Origin of the sequence: Marinobacter lipolyticus SM19 (assembly GCF_000397065.2) — a bacterium.
Classification (GTDB): domain Bacteria; phylum Pseudomonadota; class Gammaproteobacteria; order Pseudomonadales; family Oleiphilaceae; genus Marinobacter; species Marinobacter lipolyticus.
In genome coordinates this window covers 524,398-547,423 of the sequence record NZ_KE007306.1, presented here as the reverse complement: position 1 = coordinate 547,423, position 23,026 = coordinate 524,398, and the positions used below count along the sequence as shown (strand labels likewise).

Here is a 23,026-nt window from a genome sequence, read left to right as displayed (position 1 = left end):
TAACCAGGGTGTTTTTGTTGTCGTGGTTATTGGCTTTGTAGCGTATTACGCAACCAATTACATCCTGGCTTAGACTAATTCATCAGACCTGCCTGTCAGAGTGCCCTAAGTCACGCTGTGGGTTGATTTTATCGCGGACCAGTTGCTTGAGCTGCTTGATATCCGGGAATCCCCCCTGTTCCTTGCGTGACCAGATTTGTGTACCGTTTACCCAGACCTCGAAAATGCCACCGGTGCCCGGGTGCAGTGTCAGTTCATCCAGTTCACCTTCAAAGGTGGTCAGCAGTTCCTGGGCCATCCAGGCCGATCGCATCAGCCAGCGGCAGCCGGTGCAATAATGAATATCAACTCGATTGGTCATGGCTCTCCACAATATTTTAAGGACACGAACATGTATACCCTGATGACCACGTTCATCTCAAAGATACTGAACCGCACCGCATCGGGCTTTGCTGTGCTGAGTGCCGTCATCCTGAGTGCCGGCGCAAACGCTTCGGAGCGTCTGTACATCTTTACTGAAAACTATCCACCATACAATGAGGCGGTCTCCGGTAAAGGTTTCGCTCATAGCGAGGATGAGATTACCGGTATTTGCAGTGGAATGGTGAAGGCCATGCTCGCTCGTGTGGATTACGAATACGTGATGAAGATGCGGGATTGGAGTTATGCCTATGACTGGGTTCAGGGGCGCGAGAACCATGGACTGTTCTGCACAGCTCGAACCGATGAGCGTGAAGACCAGTTCCAATGGGTCGGGCCGTTGGCGCCGATACAGTGGACGTTGTTTGCAGCCCCGAAGTCGGATATCACGCTGGACTCCCTGGAGGATGCCAGGAAATACCGTATCGCGGGTTACAAAGGCGACGTGATGTCTGACTACCTGGTCAGCCAGGGTTTTGATGTGGTCATGAGCGTCTCGGGCGAGGTTAATCCCCGCCGGCTTGAGCTGGGAGAGGCTGATCTTTGGGTAACCGACGGGCTTGTCGGTCCGCTGGTAGCGGAACAGGAACATGGTATCAGTGGCCTGAAACCCGTCCTGGTATTCCGTGAAACACCCATGTACCTGGCACTGAGTAATGAAACGTCACCAGCGATAGTGTCAGCCTTGCAGAAGGCGCTGGACCAGGCGCGTGAGGCCGGCGAACTTGATCACCTGATCGGTCAGTACCAGCCATAGGTTGACCGTGCCGGTAAGGCCTGCGGGATGCCGGCTGTTGCGTGCTTTGTACAGAAATGTTTTGTAGATTCAGCGATCCTCGTATAGAACTAGTAGGGTAGCTCCAACTTCTTACGAGGATCGTCCATGGCTTTTTCCCCCGATTATCTTGCAGAACTGAATTTGCTTACGCAGTTCGGTTCCTCTTCAACCCAGGAAGGCATCAAGGTACACCAGCACTCCGCGCCGGAGGAAGCCGTGAAAGCGGCCGAACGATTGCACCGGAAAGGGCTGATCACCCAGAGGGATGGAGGTTATCTGACCAGTCTCGGAAGTGAGGCGGTGGAGTTGACCCAGAAGCTTCAGTCCATTCTCTCCAGCCAATAAATTTGAAACGACGAGGGGCCGGAATCAATACCAGAACCCTATGTTCGATTCCGGCGCCCTACGATCGATATCCACACCCTTGCCCTCCAGAATGCGGAGCAATATCTGGGTGTCTTCCACATTGAGAAATGCCCCGAGGGGAATGATCTGTTCGCGGTAGGTGAGAAACAGCTTGGGGGGTGTAAAGGGATGTCGCGGCATGTTGGCGCGGACCCGGGCGTAGCGACGGGGAAGTGTCCATTCGGCCTGTTTGACACGCCGGCCTTTCTCCAGGGTGAGGCAGTCGGTGTCTACGGACAGTATTTCCCGTGTCTGACAGGCCTGTGCCGTGTAGTAAATACCTGCCGCCACGGCGATGAGTTCCAGACCCGCAAAGGGCATCACAACCCAGGCACCAGCCAGTGCCATGCCAGTAGCAATAACCAGTGACACCGTAAACAGTGCCAGCCAGACCTGGACATTGCCCCGCCAGCTGAGAGACTGGTTGGGGGTCAGCAACAACCTGAGCCCTTTTTCGCATTCGAGATGTTCTACCATTGCCCTTATCCTGCAACGGAGTTGACTACTGATGCACCAGGGCGACTGGTGCCGGTAGATTACCGCAGCCTGACAGAGCCGTAATTCAAAAGGGATGGGAATCACGACATACTGTCTGCTTTCAGCATAGTTGCAAGTGCATCGGAGTTTCCATTTGGCCAAAAAAACTTTCCCGCGCCGTATCGTCCGGTCGCTGGCCTGGTGTGTGGGCGGCGTTCTGGGCCTGTTGCTTGCCGTCCTGTTGGTGTTGAAGTTTATTAATCCGCCCACCACAGCGTTTATGCTCGCCTATAGTTTCAGCCACCCGGACGACAGTATTCAGCAGCAGTGGGTGGACTACGCCGACATATCCCCATGGATGCCCCTGGCGGTGGTCGCCAGTGAGGATCAGCGCTTTCCAGATCATTGGGGGGTGGATTTTGCCGCTATCCGTAAAGCCCTGGCCGAATATGAGGCGGGCAGGGGGTTGCGGGGAGCCAGCACCATCACCCAGCAAACCGCCAAAAACCTGTTTCTCTGGAATGGTCGAAGCTTTGTCCGCAAGGCCTTTGAGGCAGCCCTGGCGCTGGGGCTTGAATCCCTTTGGCCAAAACAGCGGATTCTCGAGGTCTATCTGAACATCGCAGAATTCGGGCCGGGTATTTATGGCGTGGAGGCGGCCAGCCAGGCCTATTTCGGCACCAGTTCCCGTTACCTTTCGCCATCCCAGGCCTCGAGGCTGGCGGCAGTGCTGCCCAATCCGAAAGTGCTGAGCGCGGATAATCCTTCACAATACGTATGGGAGCGTGCGGCCTGGGTGCAACGGCAGATGCGGCAACTGTCAGGACCGGGCTATATTCAGGGGCTGTGACCCGGACTTCAGGACATAGGGGGCAGGCGTAACGAAATCAATACATTCTTTCAGATCCCCCGTCGGGGGCGGCTCTGCTAAAGTATTGACGTTGTTTTCTTGCTACAGGATCTGCGCCTGATATGTCCAGACAAACCGCACATTCCCAGAAGCTGTTGCTCTTCAGCTTGACTGGACGAAAGCAGTTCGCGCTCGGAACGCTGAAAATCCGTGAAATCCTGCCGTACACCCGTCTGACCAGATTGCCTCACAGTCATTCCGCTGTACTCGGCACCATGTCGTTTCGAGGTGCTGCTGTACCGGTCATAGATATGGCTGCCGCTGTGGGCGGGCGCCCCCTTACCCTGGACGAGCAGAAAGCCGGTTCCATCATTGTGACGGATATCCAGCGGCAGGAAATCGGTTTCGTGGTGCGCAGTGTCAGCAAGATTATTGAGACGGACTGGACTCAGGTCCAGTCACCACCGGCGGCCTTGGGTGACCAGGCCTTTGTGACGGGGCTGCTGGATCTGGACGGGGAACTGATCCAGTTACTGGATGTTGAATTGCTGTTGTCGAAAGTCTATCCCTCTGCGGTCAATATCGACGGGGCGGCCTTGACGGATGTGGAAAGCGAAACGCTCAGGGCCCAGCGAATTCTGCTCGTGGATGATTCCCGGGTCGCCCGTAAACAGCTCTCTGATGTGTTGGACAGCAAAGGTATTCCCTACGAGGTGACCAGTAATGGCCAGAATGCCCTGGACATCCTGCTCCAGGCGGCTTCCATCGGTGAGCCCGTGGATATCCTGGTAAGTGACATTGAAATGCCGGGGCTGGATGGCTACGAACTGGCTTTCAGTATCCGTGACAATTCCGCGCTGGAACAGCCCTATATAATCCTTCACACGTCACTGAATAGTGAAATGAGCCTCAGCTATGCCAATCAGGTCGGTGCGAATGAGGCGCTCACCAAATTTGATGCCCACGAGTTGATGCAGGCAATGTTGCGCGGGGCAGAGCATTAGTCAGTGCGGGCCTGGTCGGGGGCCAGTGTTCGGGGTTTTTCTGTGAGCCTTGCAATAAGACGCGGGTTGCGACCATAGATGTCGTTGCGGAAGTGTCGTTTCCCGTCGCTGTCTACCCAGGTGGTCCAGTATTCCAGGTGCACCGGCACCGGTTCTTTCAAATACACCTTGGTCAGCTCGCGGGAACTGATCGTTCGGTTGATCTGTTCTCTTGACCAATTATCCTGACCTTCCAGCAACAGGCTGGCCAGCCTGAACGAATCCTCAACACGAATGCAGCCCGAACTGAAGGTTCGTTCGCTGCGAGAGAACAGACTACGGGCCGGGGTGTCGTGCAGGTAGATATCATGTTCGTTCGGAAACATGAACTTGACCCTGCCCAGTGCGTTGTGAGGTCCGGGTTCCTGGACGAGCTGGAACGGGAAGTTGTTCTCTGAAAACAGCCACCAGTCAATGGTATCCGGATCGACCCGTTCGCGATCTGCCCCCCACCCCCGGTACACAGTGAAATCCAATTTCTGAAGATAGTCCGGGTCTCGTCGTATAGTGGGTAACTGGTCTTCAGTCATGATGGTTCGGGGAACCGTCCAGGTTGGATTGAAGACAAGATAACGGATGCGGTCACTGAAGAGCGGTGTCTGCCGGTAGGGTTGCCCGACGATCACCCGTGTTTTCAGGATTTCTTCGCCCGCTCTTATCATGCGCAGTTCGAACCCGGCAATGTTCACGATGATGTGGGTATCGCCGAGTTCCTCGGGCAGCCATCGCCAGCGTTCAAGGTTGGCGTCCAGCTGGGCCAGCTTTTCCTGTGGGGTGATGTTGAGGCTGTCCAGGGTGCGTCGCCCAATCAACCCGTCGGTATCCAGTCCGTGGCGGTCCTGGAACCTGGTGACGGCCGCCACCAGCCTGTCACTATAGTGGCGTTCGATGACCTGCTCTTCCAACGATATAGTGGGCATCAGGTCGCCCATGGCAATCAGGCGCTGGCGGATAAGTGGTAGCCGATGATCGGTCATGCCGGGGCGGATCGTGGGGCCGTCGACAATTGGCTCCCATGGAATGGGTTGCAAGGATTGCAGGAATTCCCGGGCTTTCAGTAACTGCTGGTACCCGTTTTGGGGAGGAGCCAATCGATCGACCAGGGTAGGGATCTGCTGAGTCTCAAGGGCCTGGCTCGCGATTTCGTCTATGCGCTGAGCATGACGGTTCGCTGTCCATTCCGCCTCCAGAGATTCTCTGTTTACCTTGCCATGAAGTAAATGCGAAGTGAGCAGCAATAAACTGTCAGTCAGTAACAGATCCAGATCCACCCGTGCTTCTGGACCCAGGTCATCGGGAGTGCGCGCCGCGAATGTTGCCAGCAGACTGTAGTGATAGTCTGAAGGTATCAGACCATGACGTTCTGCCGCCCTGATCGCCTCCAGCAATGCGTCACGATCTTCAGTCCGACTCCATGCCAGGGTGTACTCCCGGTGACTATAAAATTCAGGCAGGGCGTCAAGCGCCAATAGCGGTTCTCCGAGCGCGGTAACCGGGAATCTCTGATGTATCGCTTCCATGCGATCACGGATCGCGTCACTCGCCAGGCTGTAAAGAGGCCACAGGCAAAACAATAACAGCATGGCTCGCACAGCAATCAGTCCTGAGGACATCCTTTCTCTCCGGGGCGGGCAAAAATTGAACGGCCTTGGTATTAATCCTAGACTTTTATTGGGCGATTAAAAAGGAGGTAAGCCCAATGAACAAGACATTGAACGGACATTACGAGGATATTGACCAGGCAAAAAATACCGAAGAGGATTTGCTTGCAACGGGGCTGCCCCGGGAATCGATCTATCTGGACAGGGAAAACCAGGTAATCAGGGTGATGATTCCCGCAGAGGAAGAACGGGAAATCCGGGAAATCTTCGACCGCCATCGTGTTACTTATTGAGGGGGCTGGACCCCGGCCAACGACTGGTCGGGGCCCTGAGGGTCAGCCTGTCCGGCCGAAAACACGCTCGAAGAAACCAACCTCCCTGGTGTCGGGGATGGGCAGGTCGTCCAGTTCATCCATGGCGCGACGCCAGAATTGTTCAGGGTTATCCAGCGTAGCGACTTTGTTTCGTTCTTCGGGACTGAACGAGTTGTGTTCACCGCCAACGCCCAGCGCCACGAGTTCCCGGGTCCACAGGTAGATCGCTGCCCGAATGGTTTTCAGAACGTCGGAGTAAGTATCACGGCTGACGTTGATTGCCAACTCGGCACTGAGGTTGATCCGCGATTGCAGTTTCGTCATTTCCTCAGAGGGCAGAACGACCCTGTTACCCGTGCCTTTCTTGCAGCTTAAACAGATTTTCTCGAGTGCTTTGACGCCGTCATTAAGGTTCAGGCGACCGTATTCCACTTTCTGTTGGTCATCCACAGGGGCGGGAATCCAGCCGTATTGAGGCGAGCGGGCAACGATATGACCAGGAAGCTCCCGTCGATAGGGCGGTGTCAGTGTACTGTCGCTATAGCCTTCAAACTCAGTACGTAACCAGGTTGCCATCTTGCGGTGGCGAAGCATCATCGCCAGAGTAATAGCGGAAGGCATTATCCCTTCCAGAAGTTCATTGGCATCCTGTGTGCGTTGCTCCAGGTGATTTACTGGTGCGGACATTCCCGATCTCCTCATGGACAAATGGCAGCCGTTGGCTGCCTTGTTGTTTTTATTGGTGGGCCCGTTTCCTGTATCGCAGACCCTGGTTGAAAAGTAGTCAGGAGGAGGACAATCGTCCATAGTAAAACGTAGGTGTTTTGTTACTTAAAGTAAGGCAGCGGCTGTCGCCTTGATGCTTGGCATTGCTGGATGGAATCAGGGGGGGGGAGATTATGAACGAACCCGATTTTACCGCTCGCAGGATGGCGATGGTGGAGTATCACATCCAGGGTAGGGGGATTACCTCACCGCTGGTGATAGACGCTATGCGCCGTGTCCGGCGGGAACGGTTTGTATCAGAAGATATGCAACAATTGGCCTATGAGGACGGCCCCCTGGGGATCGGGGAAGGACAGACCATTTCCCAACCCTATGTGGTGGCGTTGATGGTGGACGCTCTCAATCTTCAGGGGGGAGAAAAAGTTCTTGATGTGGGCACTGGGTCCGGTTATGGGGCTGCGGTGCTGGGCTGTATCGCCGATGAGGTTTTCGGTATTGAACGACTGCCGGCACTGGCAGCGCATGCCCGTGAGGTATTGCGTGCGGAAGGATTCAGCAACGTCCATGTGTACTGTGGCGATGGCACCCTGGGGATGCCGGAGGTGGCGCCCTTTGATGGCATTGTGGTCGCCGCTGGCGGCCCGTCTGTCCCGCAGGCATTGAAGGATCAACTGACCGTCGGTGGTCGCCTGGTCATGCCTGTTGGCGGTGAGCACATCAGACAGGACCTCGTTCGCATAACCCGGGTGTCGACGTCCGAGTACGAGAGCGAGAGCCTGGGCGGTGTGCGATTCGTTCCCCTGCTCGGAGAACAGGGCTGGCCCGAAGGCAGTGCCTAGCGTCTCATCTGGTCCTCAGCCCGTTGCGTTGGTGCTCTCGAAGATCTTGTCCGCGGAGGCAGCAACGAATCCTGGATACAGCTTTCCACTGGCATCGGGATGGCGCAGTGCAAATTCATAGAAACAGCTGGGAATGGCTTCCGTGCGGTCCGTAAACTGAACCGGCACCCTGTCGGCCATGGTAGAAGACTGCTCCAGAAGTTCCTCCGGCGACCCTTTGATCTCCCCGCCGGAACTGTTGACCCGATAGCCGTTGTCTTTCAGCAACTGGTTAATCTTTGCCACCGAATGATACTGGCTGAGCTGATTGATGCTGACGGTAAAGTGGTTGGCGCGGAAGCCCCAGGCGGCCAGCCATGCGGCATACTCACTTTCCTGCAGCAATGCCTCATAGGTGGCGTAGTCCACGCTCCAGTGTCGTCCGGAATAAAGGAAGTTATCCGCGAGCACGTCCTCCGGCTTTACCTGCGACACCAGTTCACGGGCAATAGCCTGCAATTTTTTTGAGCATTGCTCGGTCAGGAGTTCCGATATAAAGACCTTGGGAGCCAAAGGATCCGGGTGCTCATAATGCCGGGCGTAGAGTTTTTTGGCCTCGAAATGGTACTCACCGCCCTGAGAGTAACCGAGAGAGGTAAAGTGTTTCGCCAGTGCCTCCAGGCCGACGGGCGCCAGGTTGAAGGTACGCAGGGCGATATGATCGTTAACGATGCTCTGTCCCTCCGCCGCTCCAAGGATGCGGTGTATTTCCTCGGCCGAGGGTGTTACCTGGCGGTAGTTGTCCCATAACTGTTGAAACAGTGTGTTCCGATCAGTGTGCATACAGGACCTCCGATGAGTTGGTGTGGGCGTTGGCTTCGGCTTTCCCTGTGGTCGCCAGCGGCAAGAAGCACGTCATGCCGCCGTCCGACAGGCCCAACTGGCGGGCCAGGGATTCCGGCACCGACAGCAGATTGTGATGGGGCAGCCAGGCCGCTGCGGTGGTGACGGTGGCGCGGAAATCCGATACAGCGGTATTGGCAATCAGCATAACATTGTCGCGGTTGCCCGGGTGATTACGGGTAATCGCAGGCATGGAGTCATCAATAATCTGGACCCTGCAGCGGGTGGAGTGTCTGCTACTGGTGATCTCGTTCAGTTTTGCTTCCACCGTGGGGCCTGCGTCAAACAGGTCGACGAACCCCCTGTGCCGGAAACCCTCCGCTTCCAGCATTTTCAGAGCCGGTCGTGTCTGCTCGTGAACCTGACCGATGGCCCGGATTGCTTCGGTGGGCATCGTCGCCGTGGACAGTGGTTCCGCAGGCAACAAGGCGTCCAGCATCTCGGGCGTGGCTGTACCTGCCAAACGGGTGACGGTGGCAAAGTCCAGGTGGCCCGAACGGGTCTTCAGCCAGTTCCAGAAAGGGGACTGGCCACTGGCATCGGAGACACCCCGCATCTCGGCAATGATGGTGGCGGAAAACCGATGCGGGTTCTGGGCCATGAACAGGAACCGCACTTTTGACAGCAGTTTTCCCGCGTTGGCCCGGCGATACCTGGGGCGCAGATAGAGGCTACAGATTTCGGTGCAGCCGGTGTAATGGGTGCAACGGGTGAGTCGTTCACTCCCTGAGCGCGAGGCAGGTTCGGCTTCCCGCCGGAAGTGGCAGAGTGGCCTGTCATCCCCGGCGGACGCTTCGATACCGGTTGTACCCATGATATCGCCGGTTGCTTCATCTTCCAGGACAAAGAGATAGTGTTCATCGCCTGGCCGGTGTAGCTCCCGCTGGAAGCTGTCGATAGCGTGCCGAACCTTTTTTTCCAGGTAGTCACGGTCATCAACCAGCGACGTGAACCCGGGGCCGGATTCCCGTGCAATCTCGTGCAGTGCTTGTAGATCGTTGTGCTGGATTGGGCGGATAATCATGGCCAGTCCCCGCATGTGGGTTGTATGTCTGTTGTCTAAATCTCTTGCGAATCAGTATGTAAGCGGAATGAGGTAAGTTGTAGTGGCAAATTGATCGAATTAATGGAAAGATTTAGCAAAATGCTGGGATGAGTTTTCAATATGCTGAATAAGCAGGATCAAAGGCTACTGTTATTGTTACGGCAGAACGCTCGAACGAGCATTTCGGATTTGGCGCGGGCGCTCCACTTGTCACGGTCAACGGTCCAGAACCGACTGGAGCGTCTGGAGAACAGTGGGGTGATTAAGGGCTATTCCGTACAGTTGGGGGATGCCTACGTTGCCAATCAGGTCGAGGCTCATGTGTCGATCAAGGTCTATCAAAAACTGACAGCCCGAACCAACGCGTCGCTGGAAAGTATCAGTCAGGTATCCCAGCTTTTCTCAGTGAGCGGGGAGTATGATCTGATTGCGATAGTGCAGGCGCAGTCCCTGGAGGAACTGAGTACGGTCCTGGATGAAATCGGCAATCTGGAAGGGGTTGAGCGAACCAATTCGGCGGTGGTTCTGGAAACCCGGTTTCGCCGGTAGCCGATATCCAGGCTCGTCCCTGAGCATGATGTTATCTGGCTTTATTCTGGCGCGGCACTTTAATCCGGCAGCGTGCTCTGGTTCAGCAGTGACGGTTTCTTCAGGGCCTTGCCAAACAGCTCCTTCTCTTCAGCGATGGCCAGCGCTGCTTTCTCCGCCAGGTTTTCATCCATTCCTTCAACCCGCGCCTGCAGGAACTGGGTAATCTCCTCTGCCAGTTCCAGCACCTTGTCTCTGGCATCGGCTTCCGCCTTGGATGAGAACAGCAGGGTATCCGGGTGTTTCAACGCCATCTCCAGTCCATCCCTTTCCGAGTAATACAGTGCTTGTACAGCCATGATTCTCTCCATTGGGCATCCACACCCAGGAATCGAGTGTGGGTGATTGTTTACGTATGGCGAGAGTGTACAACACTGAAGCTGTATATGTATACAGTGTCGGGGTGGGCTGGCAACTGGTGGCTCATACCGGCGACATGGTAAAGCCCTGCGCGGGGAAGTGAACATGGAGCAGGCCCGTGCGCGGGTGCTCGCGCTCAAGGACGATGGTGTCGTCATCGCCGAATACCAACACACCTTGCACTGGCTCCCGGCCATAGTCGTCCGGTTTTACGACAACGGTCTGTCCGGTCAGGGGATGCTGGGAATCCTTGTCGGGTCCTCTGGGCGCCCTGTTTCTGGCAATGTCCAGGGCCTGATCCTCGGTAATGTCGGAGGGGCGGCCATGGCCGAAGGCTCTCATCCGAGCCATCCAGCCCCGAACCCGGGGATAGTCCCTGAGCCAGGGCTTACCAGCCAGGTCGCACACAAACCAGAGCCCGTGATAGGCGGAAAAATCGGCAATGCAGGGCGAGTCTCCAAACAGGAAGTCCTGCTCCAGCATGGACTCCATGTTTGCCATGTGGGCAAGGACCAGCGCCTTGGCTTCTGGCCCTCTGGCGGCTTTCACCCGGGCTTTACGGCCCATATTGATGCGATCCTTCAGGAACCGGAAGGCATTCAGCAATGAGGTCTCTTTGATCAGCTTTTTCAGCATGCGGCCGTCACTGGCGGCAATCACACAGGCCAGAAACAGTTCGAGATCCGTTTCCCGAACAAAGCCCTGAATGTCGGCGGATTGCTGCTCGAGAATCAGTTCATTCCGGCCGGTCAGGCGAGCAATTTCAGCCGCTATGCTACGGCTGTCACAGAATATGTCGGCGCCGTTCTGGGCCACCGGAATCTTGCGGTAGCCGCCAGCGATGGCTTCAAGGGTGGGGCGAGGCGGCATTTCCCTGACCGTGACTGATTGCCAGTCAAGGCCGGCGTAGCCAAGCATGACCCGGATTTTCTCCGAGAACGGAGACATGGCGTAATGGTAAAGAACAAGTTCGTGCATCAGGCTGTTAATAACCCCGTGGAAGCGCAGTAAATGAAAGCAGCAGAGCCTATCAGAATAAGCCCCCAGGCTGGAAAGATAAGGGACGAGCGGGCAGTGGTTTTCATCGGCTTCTCCTGCAGTGACCTTTGTACTACGCACAGCATTTCAATGTAGACCATTCTGACAAAGTGTCACGAATGATTTATGGATAAGCGAAATCAAGTACGAATCAGCCAGTTGTGAAGGCACGTCCGGCTATTGAGGAAAGCTGAAATACCGGTAGTATGCAGTGAAAACAGAATAAGAACCGATGGTCATACAATAACAACACGGAGCCGTAAATGGCTGTAGAAAGCGAGAAGCAGACGTCACTCCATTGCCTGTATCACTGGGCCAGACACACCCCGGACAGCGTTTACCTGACTCAACCTTTCCCCGATGGCCGGGTTGAGGATATTACCTGGGGGCAGGCAGCCGACCAGGTGTCACGCATGGTGTCCCACCTGAACAGCCTTGGCCTGCCTGAACGCAGCAATATTGCCATTCTGGGGAAGAACAGCGCGCACTGGATTCTGTCCGATCTGGCAATCTGGGCGGCGGGCCACGTGTCCGTCCCTCTTTATCCGACACTGAACGGCGATACCGCTGCCTATGTGCTGGAGCACAGTGAAGCGCAGCTGTTGTTCCTGGGCAAACTCGATGGCACGGCGGACGGTTGGAACGATATCAAGGGGCATATTCCCGAGGATTTGCCGATCATCTCCCTGCCATTATCCCCACGGGATGACACGCCAAAGTGGATGGACATCATGGCCCAATGTGAGCCGGGGGAGCCGAGGCTGCCGGACCCGGATGATCTGGCCACCATTGTCTACACCTCCGGCAGCACCGGCCGCCCGAAGGGCGTCATGCACAGTTTCCGTACCATGATTGCGGCGGCTGATGGTCTACAGCAGTTATTTTCGGTGGGTTCGGACGAGCGCATGCTGTCGTACCTGCCGCTGGCTCACGTCGCGGAACGGGCGGCCGTGGAGACCCAATCGCTCTACTATGGTTTCCATCTGTATTTTGCCAACTCGCTGGATACGTTCCAGGAAGACCTGCAGCGGGCCCGGCCGACGTTGTTCTTCTCGGTGCCGCGCCTGTGGATGAAGTTCTACCTGGGCGTGAACGCAAAGCTGCCCCCGAAAAAGCAGCGGCTGTTGTTCAATATTCCCATTCTCAAGGGCGTGGTGAAGAAAAAGGTGCTCAGGCAATTAGGGCTGGATCACTGCCGTGCTGCACTGACCGGCGCGGCTCCCCTGTCAGCGGAGATTATTGGCTGGTATAGGAGCCTTGGCCTGGAGTTGCTGGAGGTTTACGGCATGTCTGAGAATTTCGGGTACTCCCATGCCAACCGGCCCGGCCAGGCAAAAGTTGGCACCGTTGGCATGGCCAATCCCGGTGTGGAGCATCGTTTGGGAGACGGCGGTGAAATTGAGGTCAAGAGCCCCGGGCAGATGCTGGGGTATTACAAGAACGAAGAGAAAACCCGGGAAGACGTCACCGATGACGGCTTCCTGAAAACCGGTGACATGGGGGAAATCGATAGCGACGGTTGCCTGCGCATTACCGGTCGGGTGAAAGATCTGTTCAAGACCTCGAAGGGCAAGTACGTGGTGCCCGTGCCGATCGAGAACCGTTTCAATCACCCGAAGGCGGAAGTGGTGTGTGTCGCGGGTGCGAACCAGCCACAGCCGTGTCTGATGGTGTTGCTGTCGGATGAGGCAAGGGCCGAGCTGGAAACCGGTGGCAGTCGTGGCGAGCTCGAACAGGAGCTGGCGCATGAGCTGGATGCGGTGAATGCACTATGCGAAGGCCACGAGAAGCTGGCCTTTGTGGTGGTGGTGAAGGAGCCGTGGACCATGGAAAACGGTATGCTGACCCCCACCATGAAGATTAAACGCAACGTAATCGAAAACTACTACAACCAGAAAATGGATGAGTGGTTCCGCCAGAAGGCCAAGGTGGTCTGGGAATCCTGATCCCCTGACGTAAAACACCGGTGGCCCGCGTTTGCGTTGCCACCGGTGTTTGCAAGTTCCTGTGCTATATCCCAGTCTACGTCCCTGTTGACTTCACCCCGAGCATACGGGCCATCGCTGGCCGCGTTAGTGACCGCGTTGAACCATCTGCGGCATGTCCGGAGTTGCAGTCCGGGCTTTCCTGCCCATAATGCGCATCTTCCTGCTAATCAGTTGAACCGCCTGCTTTGCTGCAGCACGAGTATACTGGCGCCTGACCTCAACACTGTTGTGGAGGATACTGGACGGCAGCGGTTGAACGGTTGCGATATGCTTTTGAGTCATAGCGCCTTCCTCCTTCTTGCATTGGTGGGTTAGTTAGTTATCTATCTTTAATTTACATTCAATTCTAAGGATTCTTTTTTGCAGTTTGAATACGTTAAAATCCGTACTCACGTTGCAAATATGCAGTAACTATGGACTGGGATTATCTTCGATACATACACGCACTGGCAATAGGCGGAACGCTCGCCAAAGCCGGAGAAATACTGGGTGTACACCAAACCACTGTTTTAAGACGACTTGATCAGATGGAAGAGTCGCTGGGTGTGCAATTTTTTGAACGTAACAGAGACGGTTTGCAGCTTACCCCGGTGGGGGAGACGGCGTTTCGGGAAGCCGCCCGGCTGTCCACCGAGATGGAAAATCTCGAACGTAAGCTTGTAGGTCAGGATTCGGCGCCCGTGGGGAAGGTGCGTCTGGCCGCCGAAGACCCCATGATGAACGAGCTCCTGAGCCCGATACTGGCTGAGTTGGTGCGCGAGTTCCCGGACATTGAGCTGGAGGTCCTGACGGATAACGATGTGGCCAATCTGAGCCACCGGGAAGCGGACCTGACCCTGCGGCCCGAGAATAAACCCCAGGCAACCCTGGAAGGGGAACGAATAGCGGCCATTGAGTCAGCCGTCTACGGTTCGGCACGCTACTGCCGGCGCAATCGCAATATGGATGTTGAAAACCAGCCGGAGGGGTGTATCTGGATTTTGCCCGATGAAACCTTCAGTCATCTGGCGACCGGGCGCTGGTATCGCAAGCACCTGAAGAATGTGTCATCGGTTATTCGCTGCAACAGTCTGCAGTCCATGCATGCCCTGGCCAGGGCGGGTGCCGGTCTTGCGGTTTTGCCCTGCTACCTGGGGGAAAGCACGCGGGAGCTGCGGCGCCTGTCTGATCCTCTGGAAGGCGAGAGTGTGGACCTGTGGCTTCACGTCAATCAGGACACCCAGCAAATGGCGCGGGTTCGTATCGTGATGGAGTATCTGGTGGACCGCCTCCAATCCCTGGAGTCGGTGATTGAGATCAGTACGACGTTCTAGCCGCAGAAGGGCCAGAACTGGTACCAGCGCCAGCACTGGAATTCCTGCTCACAGGTTTTGAGCTGGTTGTGGTAGCGGAATGCCCGGGTCTGCACCCGGGAAGCCAGGTCAACCACATCGGGTTTGGCATCGTAACTCCGGCGTGCGTAGCCCGTTCTGCCCTCATGGTAGGCGAGATACAGCTTCTGCGGGCTGTAGAACGAAACGCCGAGCTTCCGGTTGGTCAGGTAGTTGTACCAGCCGACAAAATCGAGCGCGTGCTCCATATGGGTTCGCACCACAAACAGTCCGTCTCCGTTGGCGTCCAGATACTCTCCCCATGCCGGATCCAGTGCCTGGGCATAACCGTAGGCGGTTGTGGGCCGGGTCCAGGGGATGAAACCCCAGAGGGTGGTTCGCGGCGGTCGGGCGTGGCTGCGGAATGAGGACTCGTAGTACACGAATGCCATCTGGGTAGCGATGGGCGTGCCCCACTTTTCTTGTGACGCCCTGGCATAGTCATACCAGACCGGATGTTCACGGAAGATTTCGCAAACATTGTCCTGACGCACTGGCGGATCGGGTGCCAGCAGACTGAATCGCAGCGTTGCCCAGGTAGCGACAACCACTCCGAGAGTTGGCAGCCCAAACCACTTGAGCCGCGACTTCCAAACATTAAGACGTCTTTTGCGCTTCCTCATGGGCTGGAGAACCACGATCTCCTGTCACCATACCAATTTGTCATCAAACTCCCCCGATTATGGCTTGCAGGCGGCAAGTTCGTCATGGCATAAACCGCCCATTAATCTTTCCGGATGATAGGCCATGAACGCATTTTCCCAAATTAAACCCATTTTAGTATCCATCGCCTTGTTGTACGGCAGTGCCCACGCAGCCCCTTCCGCGGAAACCGTACTGGAGGCCTCGCCCATTGATGACATCGTCGCCCAGTACCCGGCAATGATGAGCCAGGGCATACGGCAGGGCCTGAAACAAAGCGGTCGGATACCTCCCTTTGCCGCCGATTCCATCGGTCATGTGGTTAGCAGCAGTTACAATGCGGCGGAGATACAGGCGCAGATTGTCTCCGGTCTGGAGTCGTCTCTGAGTGATCAGCAGTTGCAGACGGTCATGGAATGGTATGAAACCCCCGTTGCGAAAAAGATCGGCAAAGCCGAAGTGACGGCCTCCCGTCCGGAAGCCTGGGCGGAGATCCAGGCCAAAGCCCCGGAGCTGAATCGTCAGTTCCGAGGCAGTGAGCGGGCAGGGATGTTTGACCGTTTTGACAAGGCCTCCCGGGCGACGGAGAGCGCGGTGGATACCTCCATCGCCGTACAGCTGGGCCTGGCGTCGGCATTGTCGGCTTTAAAAGGTGACAATGCGGCTTCTTATGATCAGATGAAGCGTCAGATTGAGGGCCAGCGCGGCGTGCTGGAGGGCATGGTGAGCCAACAGGTATACGACAGTTACCTGTTTACCTACCGGGATATCAGCACTGGCGAACTGGACCTGTATATCCAGTTTCTGGAAAGTGACGCGGGATCGCAGTTTTCACGGGTGGTGACCAACAGTATTCAGCAGGCAATTACCGATCCCATTGAGTCCATCGGCAGTCAAATGGTGAGAATGCTCCGCCCGGCGAGCTGATAATCGCAGATAGTTGAATAACTCACCATTTGGGTCCAACCTCAAAGGAGAGGGCTATGGTTGGAGGAGTGCCCAGATGGATTTTAACGCGTACCAGAAAGTGTTGTCCGGTACCGCCAGAGGTGAAGAATGCCCGTTCCCGCCTGAAGAGTTTGAGCAACGGCTGGCCCGGGTACGCACTCGCATGTCAGAAGATGATATCAGTGCGCTGTTACTGACAGATCCTGCTGATATTTTCTACCTAACCGGCTACAGCACCTTTGAAGTGTCGGTGCATGTTGCACTGGTTGTGACGCCTTCCGATCTACTGCTCCAGGTCCCGTCTATTGAGATGGGGCCTGCCATGGTGACCACGAGAGTGACACGCGTGGTCGGATATCGATGGGAGGGTATTGGTGAGGTCCTGATACCACTGGTCGATGCGCTGACCGGCTATGAGGATCGGGTAGGCGTTGATTTCTGGCACGGTTCCCCGCGCCATGGTGTCATTGAGGGGATTCGGGCGCGTCTGTCGGATGTCCGCTTCGTGGACAGTGGTGCACTGCTGAAAAAGATCCGCAAGGTGAAATCTGGCGCTGAGCTGGAGTACCTGCGACAAAGTGCCCGAATCACGGCGATCGGGTTGGAGGCGGCTGTTTCAGCGATCCAGCCCGGAATGACTGACAATAATATCGCGGCAATCGGGGCGGAAGCCCTGTTGTCGGCTGGCAGTGAATTCATGAGTATGCAGCCCATCGTCACGGTGGGCTCCCGCAGTGGGGTGATTCACGCCAACCACAAACGTTACCTTATCGGAGCCGGGGATGTTGTGTTTCTGGAATTCGGTGCTGCCTGGCAACGTTATACCGCACCTATGATGCAGACCGTGGTGGTGGGGGAGCCGACCCCTCAGATGCAGAGGGTTTTCGATGGTTGCCGGCAGGTGGTGGATGCTCTGCTTGCGAATATCCGGCCCGGAGTCACCTTCGACTTTGCGGCGCAGGCGGCGGAAAGGGCATTGGCGCCACTGGCCAAAGAGGTCTTTTTTTCAGGGGTATTTGGCTACACGGTCGGGGCACAGTTTCCGCCTTCCTGGGTTGAAGGCTCCGGGTTTATTGCCCGGGGGCAGTCGTCCGCGTTCCAGCCCGGCATGGTCTTCCACCTGCCCATTTGTCTGAGAGTGCCGGGGCAATGGGGTATTGGCTGCAGTGAGACCGTTGTGGTGACGGACAAGGGATCGGAGCGTCTCACCCATAACCCCTGGAGGCTGTCAGCGCAATCGTAGGTCCAGCAGGTAGATCGTTCTCGGTGCGGGTAGCCGGGTCGTAAAAATCCCCAGTCTCCGTATGTTGTCCATGTTCATGGTACGGTTGTGCGGCGCGTTCTCAATATCCCCCAACGCCAGCGTGAAGATATTGAGCCCCGGTTCCAGCAGCAGTTGTGCATTGAACCGGTCTCGATAGACATTGCTGCCGCGCTCATGCTCCACGTCGTTGACTCTCAGTGTCAACGGAAGATCTGTCTCGTCCGGATTAAACAGGGTGACCGTCAGTTGGTCATAGCCGCGCCAGTCGACTGGCAGATTGTCCAGGGTGACCCCGGAATACAGGCGGGTACTCAAGGAGATCTTCAGGCTCTGCCCGTTGATGTCGCTGTGGGCATCTGAGGGTGTCAGATTCCCCCGCCATAATGTCAAAGGGTCTGTACGACTGAAGTCATACAGCAATGGTAGCTGTTGATTGATCTGGAACTGCTTCACAGCGACGCTACCGGTTAAACCCAGCTCGAAAACGACCAGCACAACCGCTATCAGTGCCCGCATACGCTGACGTGCGCTGAGGCGCGTGGCAGGCGTAAAAACAGGATGGCAGGCCAGAATCAGCCAGGTGCCCACCAGGTTCCGCCACACGTCATGCCAGTCGTCCTGTCGCCCCAGCCCTGATTGCAGAAACTCGATAACTAGGCCGACTGCCAGCACAAGCGTTGTTGTCGCTAGCCACAGTTGCCGGCCGCTGAGCCAGCGCCAGGGTTGGATGGCGAAGGTCAGAAGCGCAAAGTACAGGATATGGCCCAGATTCCATACGGATTTGTGCACCGGGCCAGAGGTCCAGTCCGGGCCACCGATGAAAAACAGTGGGGCAATCACCAGAGTGCCCGCAAGGGCCAGCCATCTCAGTCGCCGGCCTTCGTGGGCATTCATGGATACGGTATCGGGACCCATTAGCTCCGGCTGGTCACTTCCAGCAGGTGGTAGCCGAACTGGGTCTTGATGGGACCAATAACGGTGTTCAGGTCACTGTTGAAGACCGCTTTGTCGAATTCGGGAACCATCTGGCCCGGACCGAAGGAGCCCAGGTCACCACCGTTGCGGCCGGACGGGCAGGAGGAGTGCTGCTTTGCGACTTCTGCGAAGTCCTGGCCGCCTTCGATGGCTTTCTTCAATTCTTCGCATTTCGCTTCGCTGTCTACCAGGATATGGCGTGCGGTTGCCTGTGTCATGGATGTTGTCCTGTTGGTTTCAATGAATGTGTACTTCAGGATTGGAATGCTGCCCGCCCGGCGGGCCGGAGGCAAGTGCTTTTTATCCGTGTTTCTTCTGTCTCACGGTTGGCTCGCCAAACCTGTACAATACCGGGTTTTCTTTGCCGGCGTGCCCGGCCCTCACATAGACAGGTCTGTTTCTTGATTTCCACCGCTAATATCACCATGCAATTCGGGGCGAAGCCCCTGTTTGAAAACGTATCCGTCAAGTTTGGCAATGGCAACCGCTATGGCCTGATCGGCGCCAATGGCTGTGGCAAGTCCACCTTCATGAAAATTCTCGGTGGCGATCTGGAGCCCTCTGGGGGGCAGGTCATGCTGGAACCCAACACCCGTCTGGGTAAGCTGCGCCAGGATCAGTTTGCCTATGAAAGCTGTTCGGTGATGGATACCGTGATCATGGGGCACGAGGAGCTGTGGAACGTCAAGAAGGAGCGTGACCGCATCTATTCCCTGCCGGAAATGAGCGAGGAAGACGGCATGGCGGTGGCGGATCTGGAGGTGCAGTTCGCCGAGATGGACGGCTACACGGCGGAATCCCGCGCTGGCGAACTGTTGCTGGGTCTGGATATTCCCCTGGAGCAGCACGAGGGGCCAATGAGTGCGCTGGCGCCGGGCTGGAAGTTACGCGTGCTGCTGGCCCAGGCACTGTTCTCTGACCCTGACGTGTTGCTGCTGGATGAGCCGACCAACCACCTGGACATCAATACCATTCGCTGGCTTGAGAATATCCTGGTGGCTCGCAACAGCACCATGGTGATCATTTCCCACGACCGCCACTTCCTGAACAGTGTCTGTACCCATATGGCGGATCTGGACTACGGTGAACTGCGGCTGTTCCCGGGTAACTACGACGAGTACATGACCGCCGCCACCCAGGCCCGCGAGCGTATGATGGCGGATAACGCCAAGAAGAAGGCGCAGATTGCCGAGCTGCAACAGTTTGTCAGTCGCTTTTCTGCCAACGCGTCCAAGGCCAAGCAGGCGACGTCTCGCGCCCGTCAGATTGACAAGATTCAGCTGGAAGAAGTGAAGCCTTCCAGCCGGGTCAGTCCGTTTATCCGGTTTGAGCAAACCAAGAAGCTGCATCGCCAGGCGGTGACCCTGAAGGATTTGACCAAAGGGTTTGATGGCGAGCCACTGTTCAATAAGCTCAATCTGCAGATTGAGGCGGGTGAGCGGGTTGCTATTATCGGTCCCAATGGCATCGGTAAGACCACGTTGATGCAGTGCATGGCCGGTGCCCTGGTGCCGGACGGTGGCGACGTCAAGTGGACTGACAGTGCGCAGGTGGGCTATTACGCCCAGGACCACTCGGCCGACTTCGCCGAGGACATGAACCTGACCGACTGGATGGCCCAGTGGACTACGGGTGGTGAGCAGCTGGTTCGCGGTACGTTGGGGCGGATGCTGTTTTCCGGGGATGATATCGGCAAGATGGTGAGTGTGATTTCCGGTGGTGAGCAGGGGCGTATGCTGTTCGGCAAGCTGATTCTGCAGAAGCCGAATGTGATGCTGATGGATGAGCCGACGAACCACCTGGATATGGAGTCCATTGAGGCGTTGAATCTGGCGCTGGAGAACTATCCCGGGACGTTGGTGTTTGTCAGCCACGATCGGGAGTTTGTTTCCTCCTTGGCGACCCGTATTATTGAGTTGAAGTCTGATGGTATTACCGACTTCAGTGGTAGTTATGATGATTACCTTCGGAGTCAGGGGTACCTGTAAGCGTTTGACTTTGGTGCTGGCGGGCGAGTGGGCGTGTCTTTCCAAAACACGCTCAAGCCCATCCATGGGGCGCTTGGGCTCCGCCATCCATGGCTCCGTACAGTTTTGGAAAGACACGCCCACTCGCCCGCTCATGCTTTTGAGTGGTCTTCGAACTTAAAAGAGAAAACTGCATGGGTGAGGCTGAGATTGTTCATGCGACCCGTAAATGGGTCGAAGACGTTGTTGTAGGTCTTAATCTGTGCCCGTTTGCCAAGCGGGAGCTGGTCAGGGATCGGGTTCGGTTTGTGGTGTCGGATGCGCAGACCGAGGACGAACTTCTGCAGGCACTGCATGCAGAGCTTCAGCGTCTGGAGGACGAGCCGGATGTTGAAACGACTTTGCTGATCCATCCGGATGTGCTGCAGGATTTTGCGATTTACAATGAATTCCTGGACGCGGCCGATGGGCTGTTGGTGTATCTGGAGCTGGAAGGCGTTTACCAGGTGGCCAGTTTCCATCCGCAGTATCAGTTCGGTGGGACTCAGCCGGATGATGCGGAGAATTACACCAATCGATCGCCATTTCCTATGCTGCATCTGCTGCGGGAAGAGAGTCTTGAGCGGGCGATTGCCGGGTATCCCGATCCGGACGGGATTCCGGAGCGTAATATCCAGCGGGTAGAAGAGCTGGGTGTCGAGAAGATGCGGTCTTTGCTGGCCGCCTGTTTCCGTGAGGAGGGTGATGATGGAGAATCCGGAGGTGGCCGGCCAGCAACTGGCTGAGTTTATCCATCGCTATCCCCGCCTGATGATTCTCACGGGTGCGGGTGTCAGTACGGATTCCGGTATTCCCGATTATCGCGATCACGAGGGGGCCTGGAAGCGCAGGCAACCGGTTCAGCACCAGGCTTTTATGGCCAGCGTGGATGTGCGTCGTCGTTACTGGGGGCGCAGTCTGATTGGTTGGCCGGTGATTCGTAATGCCCGGCCAAACCCAGCCCATCACTCTATTTCCGATCTTGAATTACTCAATCACAGTACCCTGGTGGTGACCCAGAACGTGGATCGGCTGCATCAGCAGGCGGGCACGAGAGCGGTCAATGATCTGCATGGTCGTGCGGATCGGGTGGTTTGTATGGGCTGTGGGTATCGGTGTGATCGGGATGAGGTGCATGATCGCTGCGCGGACATGAATCCTGGCTTTCTCCGCTTCACTGCAGAAACGGCTCCCGACGGGGATGCGGACCTGGAGGTGGATTTTTCAGAGTTTCGTCTGGCGAATTGCCCCAGGTGCGATGGGATTCTCAAGCCGGATGTGGTGTTCTTCGGGGATTTCGTGCCGAGAGAGCGGGTAACAACAGCGTTGGATACTCTCAGGGTCAGCGATGGTTTGCTGGTGATTGGCTCATCCCTGATGGTGTATTCCGGGTTTCGCTTTTGCCGTTATGCCAAAGAGTGGGGGAAGCCTATTGCGGCGTTGACGCGTGGTCGTACCCGTGCGGATGAGATGGTCCAATTAAAACTTGATGCCGGAATCGGCGAGACCCTGAGGGCCTCGCTCGACCGGCTGTAACAGACGGGTTTCAGTCGTAACCGAGCTGCTTGCGCCACTTCCGCAGCAAGAATTCGGTGTCGTGCTGCCAGGGGTGGAAGCTGGGCTTGAAGTAGTCCAGGTACTCGGGAACGATCGCAGTGAACAGACCCTTCGGACCCCATACGCGGTTCAGACCCTTGGCCCAGGAGCGCAGGTTCAGCAACTGCTTGTCTTCACGCATCAATTCCACGATGAAGGAGTGGATGGCCACCATGATCAGGGTAGTGATCAGTGCCATGGTGCCCATGCGGATGGCGTAATCCACCACACCTTTGTCATACAGCTTCTCGTAGGTGTCGAAGGCGACGGCTTTATGCTCGTTCTCTTCGATGCAGTGCCAGGCCCACAGGGTGCGCATTGAGGGATCGATGGCGTTGACCAGATCTTCGCGCTTGAGTAGCTGTGCGGACAGGATGCCGGTGAAGTGTTCCAGCGCTACAGTTGCGGCCAGGTGAACTCGCTTGTTGTTCAGCGGAGGAAGCTTACTCACGGAGAGAAAACCGCGGGTCCAGCCTTCCAGCTTCTTGATATCAAAACCCTGCTCAATTGCACCTTCGTTGAAGTGACCATGCTCTTTGGCGTGCATGGCTTCCTGACCAATGAAGGCGCCAATGTCTTTCTGCAGTTGCGGGTCGTTGATCTGATTACGCACTGCGCGAACACTGTCCACGAAGAAGCGCTCGCCATCCGGAAACAGGGCGGACAGGGCGTTGAACAGGTGTGTCATGAAAGGGTCACTGTCGACCCAGTGCCGTGGCACTTCATCAAAACCGAAGTCCTGGCGACGTACTGGAAACGATGCGGTTACTGCAGTCATGGTGTGACCTCTCTGATTCATTGTTCGATAGGGTCAACAATACGGCTATTGAGGTTGCTACGTCTGGTTATAAAGGGACAGAATCCGGTCATT

The 23,026-nt window shown here is 56.3% G+C and carries 27 protein-coding genes; 14 read left to right on the top strand and 13 right to left on the bottom strand.

Annotation, left to right across the window (positions count from 1 at the left end):
- Positions 1 to 82 precede the first annotated feature (82 nt).
- Positions 83 to 361: a SelT/SelW/SelH family protein gene (locus tag MARLIPOL_RS02495; RefSeq protein WP_012136495.1), complete on the bottom strand. Its 279-nt coding sequence runs from the start codon at positions 359 to 361 to the stop codon at positions 83 to 85.
- Positions 362 to 403: 42 nt separating this feature from the next.
- Between MARLIPOL_RS02495 and MARLIPOL_RS02490 the strand changes: the two genes are divergently transcribed.
- Positions 404 to 1,177, top strand: a complete 774-nt coding sequence (locus tag MARLIPOL_RS02490) for a substrate-binding periplasmic protein (protein ID WP_145768738.1) — start codon at positions 404 to 406, stop codon at positions 1,175 to 1,177.
- A gap of 126 nt (positions 1,178 to 1,303) precedes the next feature.
- The gene (locus MARLIPOL_RS02485) at positions 1,304 to 1,543 is read left to right on the top strand and encodes a TIGR02647 family protein (protein WP_012136493.1); all 240 of its coding nucleotides are present in this window, start codon (positions 1,304 to 1,306) and stop codon (positions 1,541 to 1,543) included.
- Between the two features lie 24 nt (positions 1,544 to 1,567).
- On the opposite strand, the gene MARLIPOL_RS02480 is transcribed toward MARLIPOL_RS02485, so the two are convergent.
- Positions 1,568 to 2,080 carry a DUF2244 domain-containing protein gene (locus MARLIPOL_RS02480; RefSeq protein ID WP_012136492.1) on the bottom strand — a complete coding sequence of 171 codons (513 nt, stop codon included), beginning with the start codon at positions 2,078 to 2,080 and terminating at the stop codon, positions 1,568 to 1,570.
- Between the two features lie 154 nt (positions 2,081 to 2,234).
- Between MARLIPOL_RS02480 and mtgA the strand changes: the two genes are divergently transcribed.
- Together mtgA and MARLIPOL_RS02470 are read left to right on the top strand one after the other, a co-directional pair.
- The gene (mtgA, locus tag MARLIPOL_RS02475) at positions 2,235 to 2,930 is read left to right on the top strand and encodes a monofunctional biosynthetic peptidoglycan transglycosylase (RefSeq protein WP_012136491.1); all 696 of its coding nucleotides are present in this window, start codon (positions 2,235 to 2,237) and stop codon (positions 2,928 to 2,930) included.
- Between the two features lie 122 nt (positions 2,931 to 3,052).
- On the top strand, positions 3,053 to 3,934 hold the full coding sequence (locus MARLIPOL_RS02470) for a chemotaxis protein (protein ID WP_012136490.1): 882 nt from the start codon (positions 3,053 to 3,055) through the stop codon (positions 3,932 to 3,934).
- On the opposite strand, the gene MARLIPOL_RS02465 is transcribed toward MARLIPOL_RS02470, so the two are convergent.
- A complete protein-coding gene (locus tag MARLIPOL_RS02465) occupies positions 3,931 to 5,586 on the bottom strand; it encodes a L,D-transpeptidase family protein (RefSeq protein WP_012136489.1) in 1,656 nt (551 codons plus the stop codon). The two genes, MARLIPOL_RS02470 and MARLIPOL_RS02465, sit on opposite strands and share 4 nt — an antisense overlap.
- Positions 5,587 to 5,672: 86 nt before the next feature.
- Between MARLIPOL_RS02465 and MARLIPOL_RS02460 the strand changes: the two genes are divergently transcribed.
- Positions 5,673 to 5,867, top strand: coding sequence for a hypothetical protein (locus tag MARLIPOL_RS02460; RefSeq protein ID WP_012136488.1), 195 nt, complete (start codon positions 5,673 to 5,675; stop codon positions 5,865 to 5,867).
- Between the two features lie 42 nt (positions 5,868 to 5,909).
- Here the strand turns inward: MARLIPOL_RS02460 and MARLIPOL_RS02455 are convergent, their stop codons facing one another.
- The gene (locus tag MARLIPOL_RS02455; RefSeq protein ID WP_012136487.1) at positions 5,910 to 6,575 is read right to left on the bottom strand and encodes an AbiTii domain-containing protein; all 666 of its coding nucleotides are present in this window, start codon (positions 6,573 to 6,575) and stop codon (positions 5,910 to 5,912) included.
- Between the two features lie 212 nt (positions 6,576 to 6,787).
- On the opposite strand from MARLIPOL_RS02455, the gene MARLIPOL_RS02450 reads away from it, so the two are divergent.
- Positions 6,788 to 7,453, top strand: a complete 666-nt coding sequence (locus tag MARLIPOL_RS02450) for a protein-L-isoaspartate(D-aspartate) O-methyltransferase (protein ID WP_012136486.1) — start codon at positions 6,788 to 6,790, stop codon at positions 7,451 to 7,453.
- A 15-nt stretch (positions 7,454 to 7,468) separates the two neighbouring features.
- On the opposite strand, the gene MARLIPOL_RS02445 is transcribed toward MARLIPOL_RS02450, so the two are convergent.
- Complete coding sequence (locus MARLIPOL_RS02445) at positions 7,469 to 8,275, bottom strand: DUF1338 domain-containing protein (RefSeq protein ID WP_012136485.1); 807 nt, start codon at positions 8,273 to 8,275, stop codon at positions 7,469 to 7,471.
- On the bottom strand, positions 8,265 to 9,359 hold the full coding sequence (locus MARLIPOL_RS02440; protein ID WP_036190575.1) for an arginine N-succinyltransferase: 1,095 nt from the start codon (positions 9,357 to 9,359) through the stop codon (positions 8,265 to 8,267). The genes MARLIPOL_RS02445 and MARLIPOL_RS02440 overlap by 11 nt, the downstream gene beginning before the upstream one ends.
- A gap of 141 nt (positions 9,360 to 9,500) precedes the next feature.
- On the opposite strand from MARLIPOL_RS02440, the gene MARLIPOL_RS02435 reads away from it, so the two are divergent.
- A complete protein-coding gene (locus MARLIPOL_RS02435; protein ID WP_012136483.1) occupies positions 9,501 to 9,929 on the top strand; it encodes an Lrp/AsnC family transcriptional regulator in 429 nt (142 codons plus the stop codon).
- A gap of 59 nt (positions 9,930 to 9,988) precedes the next feature.
- Here the strand turns inward: MARLIPOL_RS02435 and MARLIPOL_RS02430 are convergent, their stop codons facing one another.
- Complete coding sequence (locus MARLIPOL_RS02430; RefSeq protein WP_012136482.1) at positions 9,989 to 10,267, bottom strand: YebG family protein; 279 nt, start codon at positions 10,265 to 10,267, stop codon at positions 9,989 to 9,991.
- 124 nt (positions 10,268 to 10,391) lie between these two features.
- Positions 10,392 to 11,306: a glutathione S-transferase family protein gene (locus tag MARLIPOL_RS02425; protein WP_012136481.1), complete on the bottom strand. Its 915-nt coding sequence runs from the start codon at positions 11,304 to 11,306 to the stop codon at positions 10,392 to 10,394.
- 323 nt (positions 11,307 to 11,629) lie between these two features.
- Between MARLIPOL_RS02425 and MARLIPOL_RS02420 the strand changes: the two genes are divergently transcribed.
- Positions 11,630 to 13,312 (top strand): AMP-binding protein, encoded by a 1,683-nt coding sequence (locus MARLIPOL_RS02420; RefSeq protein ID WP_012136480.1) that lies wholly within the window; start codon positions 11,630 to 11,632, stop codon positions 13,310 to 13,312.
- A 126-nt stretch (positions 13,313 to 13,438) separates the two neighbouring features.
- Here the strand turns inward: MARLIPOL_RS02420 and MARLIPOL_RS02415 are convergent, their stop codons facing one another.
- On the bottom strand, positions 13,439 to 13,636 hold the full coding sequence (locus MARLIPOL_RS02415) for a hypothetical protein (RefSeq protein WP_012136479.1): 198 nt from the start codon (positions 13,634 to 13,636) through the stop codon (positions 13,439 to 13,441).
- Positions 13,637 to 13,767: 131 nt separating this feature from the next.
- Between MARLIPOL_RS02415 and MARLIPOL_RS02410 the strand changes: the two genes are divergently transcribed.
- Positions 13,768 to 14,667 carry a LysR family transcriptional regulator gene (locus MARLIPOL_RS02410; RefSeq protein ID WP_036190297.1) on the top strand — a complete coding sequence of 300 codons (900 nt, stop codon included), beginning with the start codon at positions 13,768 to 13,770 and terminating at the stop codon, positions 14,665 to 14,667.
- Here MARLIPOL_RS02410 and MARLIPOL_RS02405 read toward each other — a convergent pair.
- The gene (locus MARLIPOL_RS02405; protein WP_012136477.1) at positions 14,664 to 15,347 is read right to left on the bottom strand and encodes a transglycosylase SLT domain-containing protein; all 684 of its coding nucleotides are present in this window, start codon (positions 15,345 to 15,347) and stop codon (positions 14,664 to 14,666) included. The two genes, MARLIPOL_RS02410 and MARLIPOL_RS02405, sit on opposite strands and share 4 nt — an antisense overlap.
- A 124-nt stretch (positions 15,348 to 15,471) precedes the next feature.
- Here MARLIPOL_RS02405 and MARLIPOL_RS02400 point away from each other — a divergent pair, with 124 nt between their 5' ends.
- Both MARLIPOL_RS02400 and MARLIPOL_RS02395 read left to right on the top strand, forming a co-directional pair.
- The gene (locus tag MARLIPOL_RS02400; RefSeq protein WP_012136476.1) at positions 15,472 to 16,293 is read left to right on the top strand and encodes a DUF2059 domain-containing protein; all 822 of its coding nucleotides are present in this window, start codon (positions 15,472 to 15,474) and stop codon (positions 16,291 to 16,293) included.
- Positions 16,294 to 16,369: 76 nt separating this feature from the next.
- Entirely contained in the window at positions 16,370 to 17,557 is a 1,188-nt protein-coding gene (locus MARLIPOL_RS02395) for a M24 family metallopeptidase (protein ID WP_012136475.1), read from the top strand.
- On the opposite strand, the gene MARLIPOL_RS02390 is transcribed toward MARLIPOL_RS02395, so the two are convergent.
- Positions 17,543 to 18,493: a VanZ family protein gene (locus MARLIPOL_RS02390; protein WP_012136474.1), complete on the bottom strand. Its 951-nt coding sequence runs from the start codon at positions 18,491 to 18,493 to the stop codon at positions 17,543 to 17,545. The genes MARLIPOL_RS02395 and MARLIPOL_RS02390 overlap by 15 nt on opposite strands.
- A complete protein-coding gene (locus MARLIPOL_RS02385) occupies positions 18,493 to 18,771 on the bottom strand; it encodes a peptidylprolyl isomerase (protein ID WP_012136473.1) in 279 nt (92 codons plus the stop codon). Before MARLIPOL_RS02385 ends, MARLIPOL_RS02390 begins: the two co-directional genes overlap by 1 nt.
- A gap of 183 nt (positions 18,772 to 18,954) precedes the next feature.
- Here MARLIPOL_RS02385 and MARLIPOL_RS02380 point away from each other — a divergent pair, with 183 nt between their 5' ends.
- From MARLIPOL_RS02380 to MARLIPOL_RS02370, 3 genes are all read left to right on the top strand, one after another.
- A complete protein-coding gene (locus MARLIPOL_RS02380) occupies positions 18,955 to 20,541 on the top strand; it encodes an ABC-F family ATPase (protein ID WP_012136472.1) in 1,587 nt (528 codons plus the stop codon).
- A 173-nt stretch (positions 20,542 to 20,714) separates the two neighbouring features.
- Positions 20,715 to 21,305 (top strand): DUF1415 domain-containing protein, encoded by a 591-nt coding sequence (locus MARLIPOL_RS02375; protein ID WP_012136471.1) that lies wholly within the window; start codon positions 20,715 to 20,717, stop codon positions 21,303 to 21,305.
- Positions 21,265 to 22,095: an NAD-dependent protein deacetylase gene (locus MARLIPOL_RS02370; protein WP_145768727.1), complete on the top strand. Its 831-nt coding sequence runs from the start codon at positions 21,265 to 21,267 to the stop codon at positions 22,093 to 22,095. Before MARLIPOL_RS02375 ends, MARLIPOL_RS02370 begins: the two co-directional genes overlap by 41 nt.
- Positions 22,096 to 22,105: 10 nt before the next feature.
- Here the strand turns inward: MARLIPOL_RS02370 and MARLIPOL_RS02365 are convergent, their stop codons facing one another.
- The gene (locus tag MARLIPOL_RS02365; protein ID WP_012136469.1) at positions 22,106 to 22,933 is read right to left on the bottom strand and encodes a metal-dependent hydrolase; all 828 of its coding nucleotides are present in this window, start codon (positions 22,931 to 22,933) and stop codon (positions 22,106 to 22,108) included.
- Positions 22,934 to 23,026: the final 93 nt, after the last annotated feature.

Coding starts and splice junctions, on each gene's coding strand:
- MARLIPOL_RS02495 (WP_012136495.1), bottom strand. CDS start 361: ATGACCAATCGAGTTGATATTCATTATTGCACCGGCTGCCGCTGGCTG.
- MARLIPOL_RS02375 (WP_012136471.1), top strand. CDS start 20,715: ATGGGTGAGGCTGAGATTGTTCATGCGACCCGTAAATGGGTCGAAGAC.
- MARLIPOL_RS02385 (WP_012136473.1), bottom strand. CDS start 18,771: ATGACACAGGCAACCGCACGCCATATCCTGGTAGACAGCGAAGCGAAA.
- MARLIPOL_RS02365 (WP_012136469.1), bottom strand. CDS start 22,933: ATGACTGCAGTAACCGCATCGTTTCCAGTACGTCGCCAGGACTTCGGT.
- MARLIPOL_RS02440 (WP_036190575.1), bottom strand. CDS start 9,359: ATGATTATCCGCCCAATCCAGCACAACGATCTACAAGCACTGCACGAG.
- MARLIPOL_RS02470 (WP_012136490.1), top strand. CDS start 3,053: ATGTCCAGACAAACCGCACATTCCCAGAAGCTGTTGCTCTTCAGCTTG.
- MARLIPOL_RS02450 (WP_012136486.1), top strand. CDS start 6,788: ATGAACGAACCCGATTTTACCGCTCGCAGGATGGCGATGGTGGAGTAT.
- MARLIPOL_RS02455 (WP_012136487.1), bottom strand. CDS start 6,575: ATGTCCGCACCAGTAAATCACCTGGAGCAACGCACACAGGATGCCAAT.
- MARLIPOL_RS02390 (WP_012136474.1), bottom strand. CDS start 18,493: ATGGGTCCCGATACCGTATCCATGAATGCCCACGAAGGCCGGCGACTG.
- MARLIPOL_RS02485 (WP_012136493.1), top strand. CDS start 1,304: ATGGCTTTTTCCCCCGATTATCTTGCAGAACTGAATTTGCTTACGCAG.
- MARLIPOL_RS02490 (WP_145768738.1), top strand. CDS start 404: ATGACCACGTTCATCTCAAAGATACTGAACCGCACCGCATCGGGCTTT.
- MARLIPOL_RS02460 (WP_012136488.1), top strand. CDS start 5,673: ATGAACAAGACATTGAACGGACATTACGAGGATATTGACCAGGCAAAA.
- MARLIPOL_RS02405 (WP_012136477.1), bottom strand. CDS start 15,347: ATGAGGAAGCGCAAAAGACGTCTTAATGTTTGGAAGTCGCGGCTCAAG.
- MARLIPOL_RS02425 (WP_012136481.1), bottom strand. CDS start 11,306: ATGCACGAACTTGTTCTTTACCATTACGCCATGTCTCCGTTCTCGGAG.
- MARLIPOL_RS02465 (WP_012136489.1), bottom strand. CDS start 5,586: ATGTCCTCAGGACTGATTGCTGTGCGAGCCATGCTGTTATTGTTTTGC.
- MARLIPOL_RS02430 (WP_012136482.1), bottom strand. CDS start 10,267: ATGGCTGTACAAGCACTGTATTACTCGGAAAGGGATGGACTGGAGATG.
- MARLIPOL_RS02435 (WP_012136483.1), top strand. CDS start 9,501: ATGCTGAATAAGCAGGATCAAAGGCTACTGTTATTGTTACGGCAGAAC.
- MARLIPOL_RS02395 (WP_012136475.1), top strand. CDS start 16,370: ATGGATTTTAACGCGTACCAGAAAGTGTTGTCCGGTACCGCCAGAGGT.
- MARLIPOL_RS02445 (WP_012136485.1), bottom strand. CDS start 8,275: ATGCACACTGATCGGAACACACTGTTTCAACAGTTATGGGACAACTAC.
- MARLIPOL_RS02480 (WP_012136492.1), bottom strand. CDS start 2,080: ATGGTAGAACATCTCGAATGCGAAAAAGGGCTCAGGTTGTTGCTGACC.
- MARLIPOL_RS02370 (WP_145768727.1), top strand. CDS start 21,265: ATGATGGAGAATCCGGAGGTGGCCGGCCAGCAACTGGCTGAGTTTATC.
- MARLIPOL_RS02420 (WP_012136480.1), top strand. CDS start 11,630: ATGGCTGTAGAAAGCGAGAAGCAGACGTCACTCCATTGCCTGTATCAC.
- MARLIPOL_RS02400 (WP_012136476.1), top strand. CDS start 15,472: ATGAACGCATTTTCCCAAATTAAACCCATTTTAGTATCCATCGCCTTG.
- MARLIPOL_RS02410 (WP_036190297.1), top strand. CDS start 13,768: ATGGACTGGGATTATCTTCGATACATACACGCACTGGCAATAGGCGGA.
- MARLIPOL_RS02415 (WP_012136479.1), bottom strand. CDS start 13,636: ATGACTCAAAAGCATATCGCAACCGTTCAACCGCTGCCGTCCAGTATC.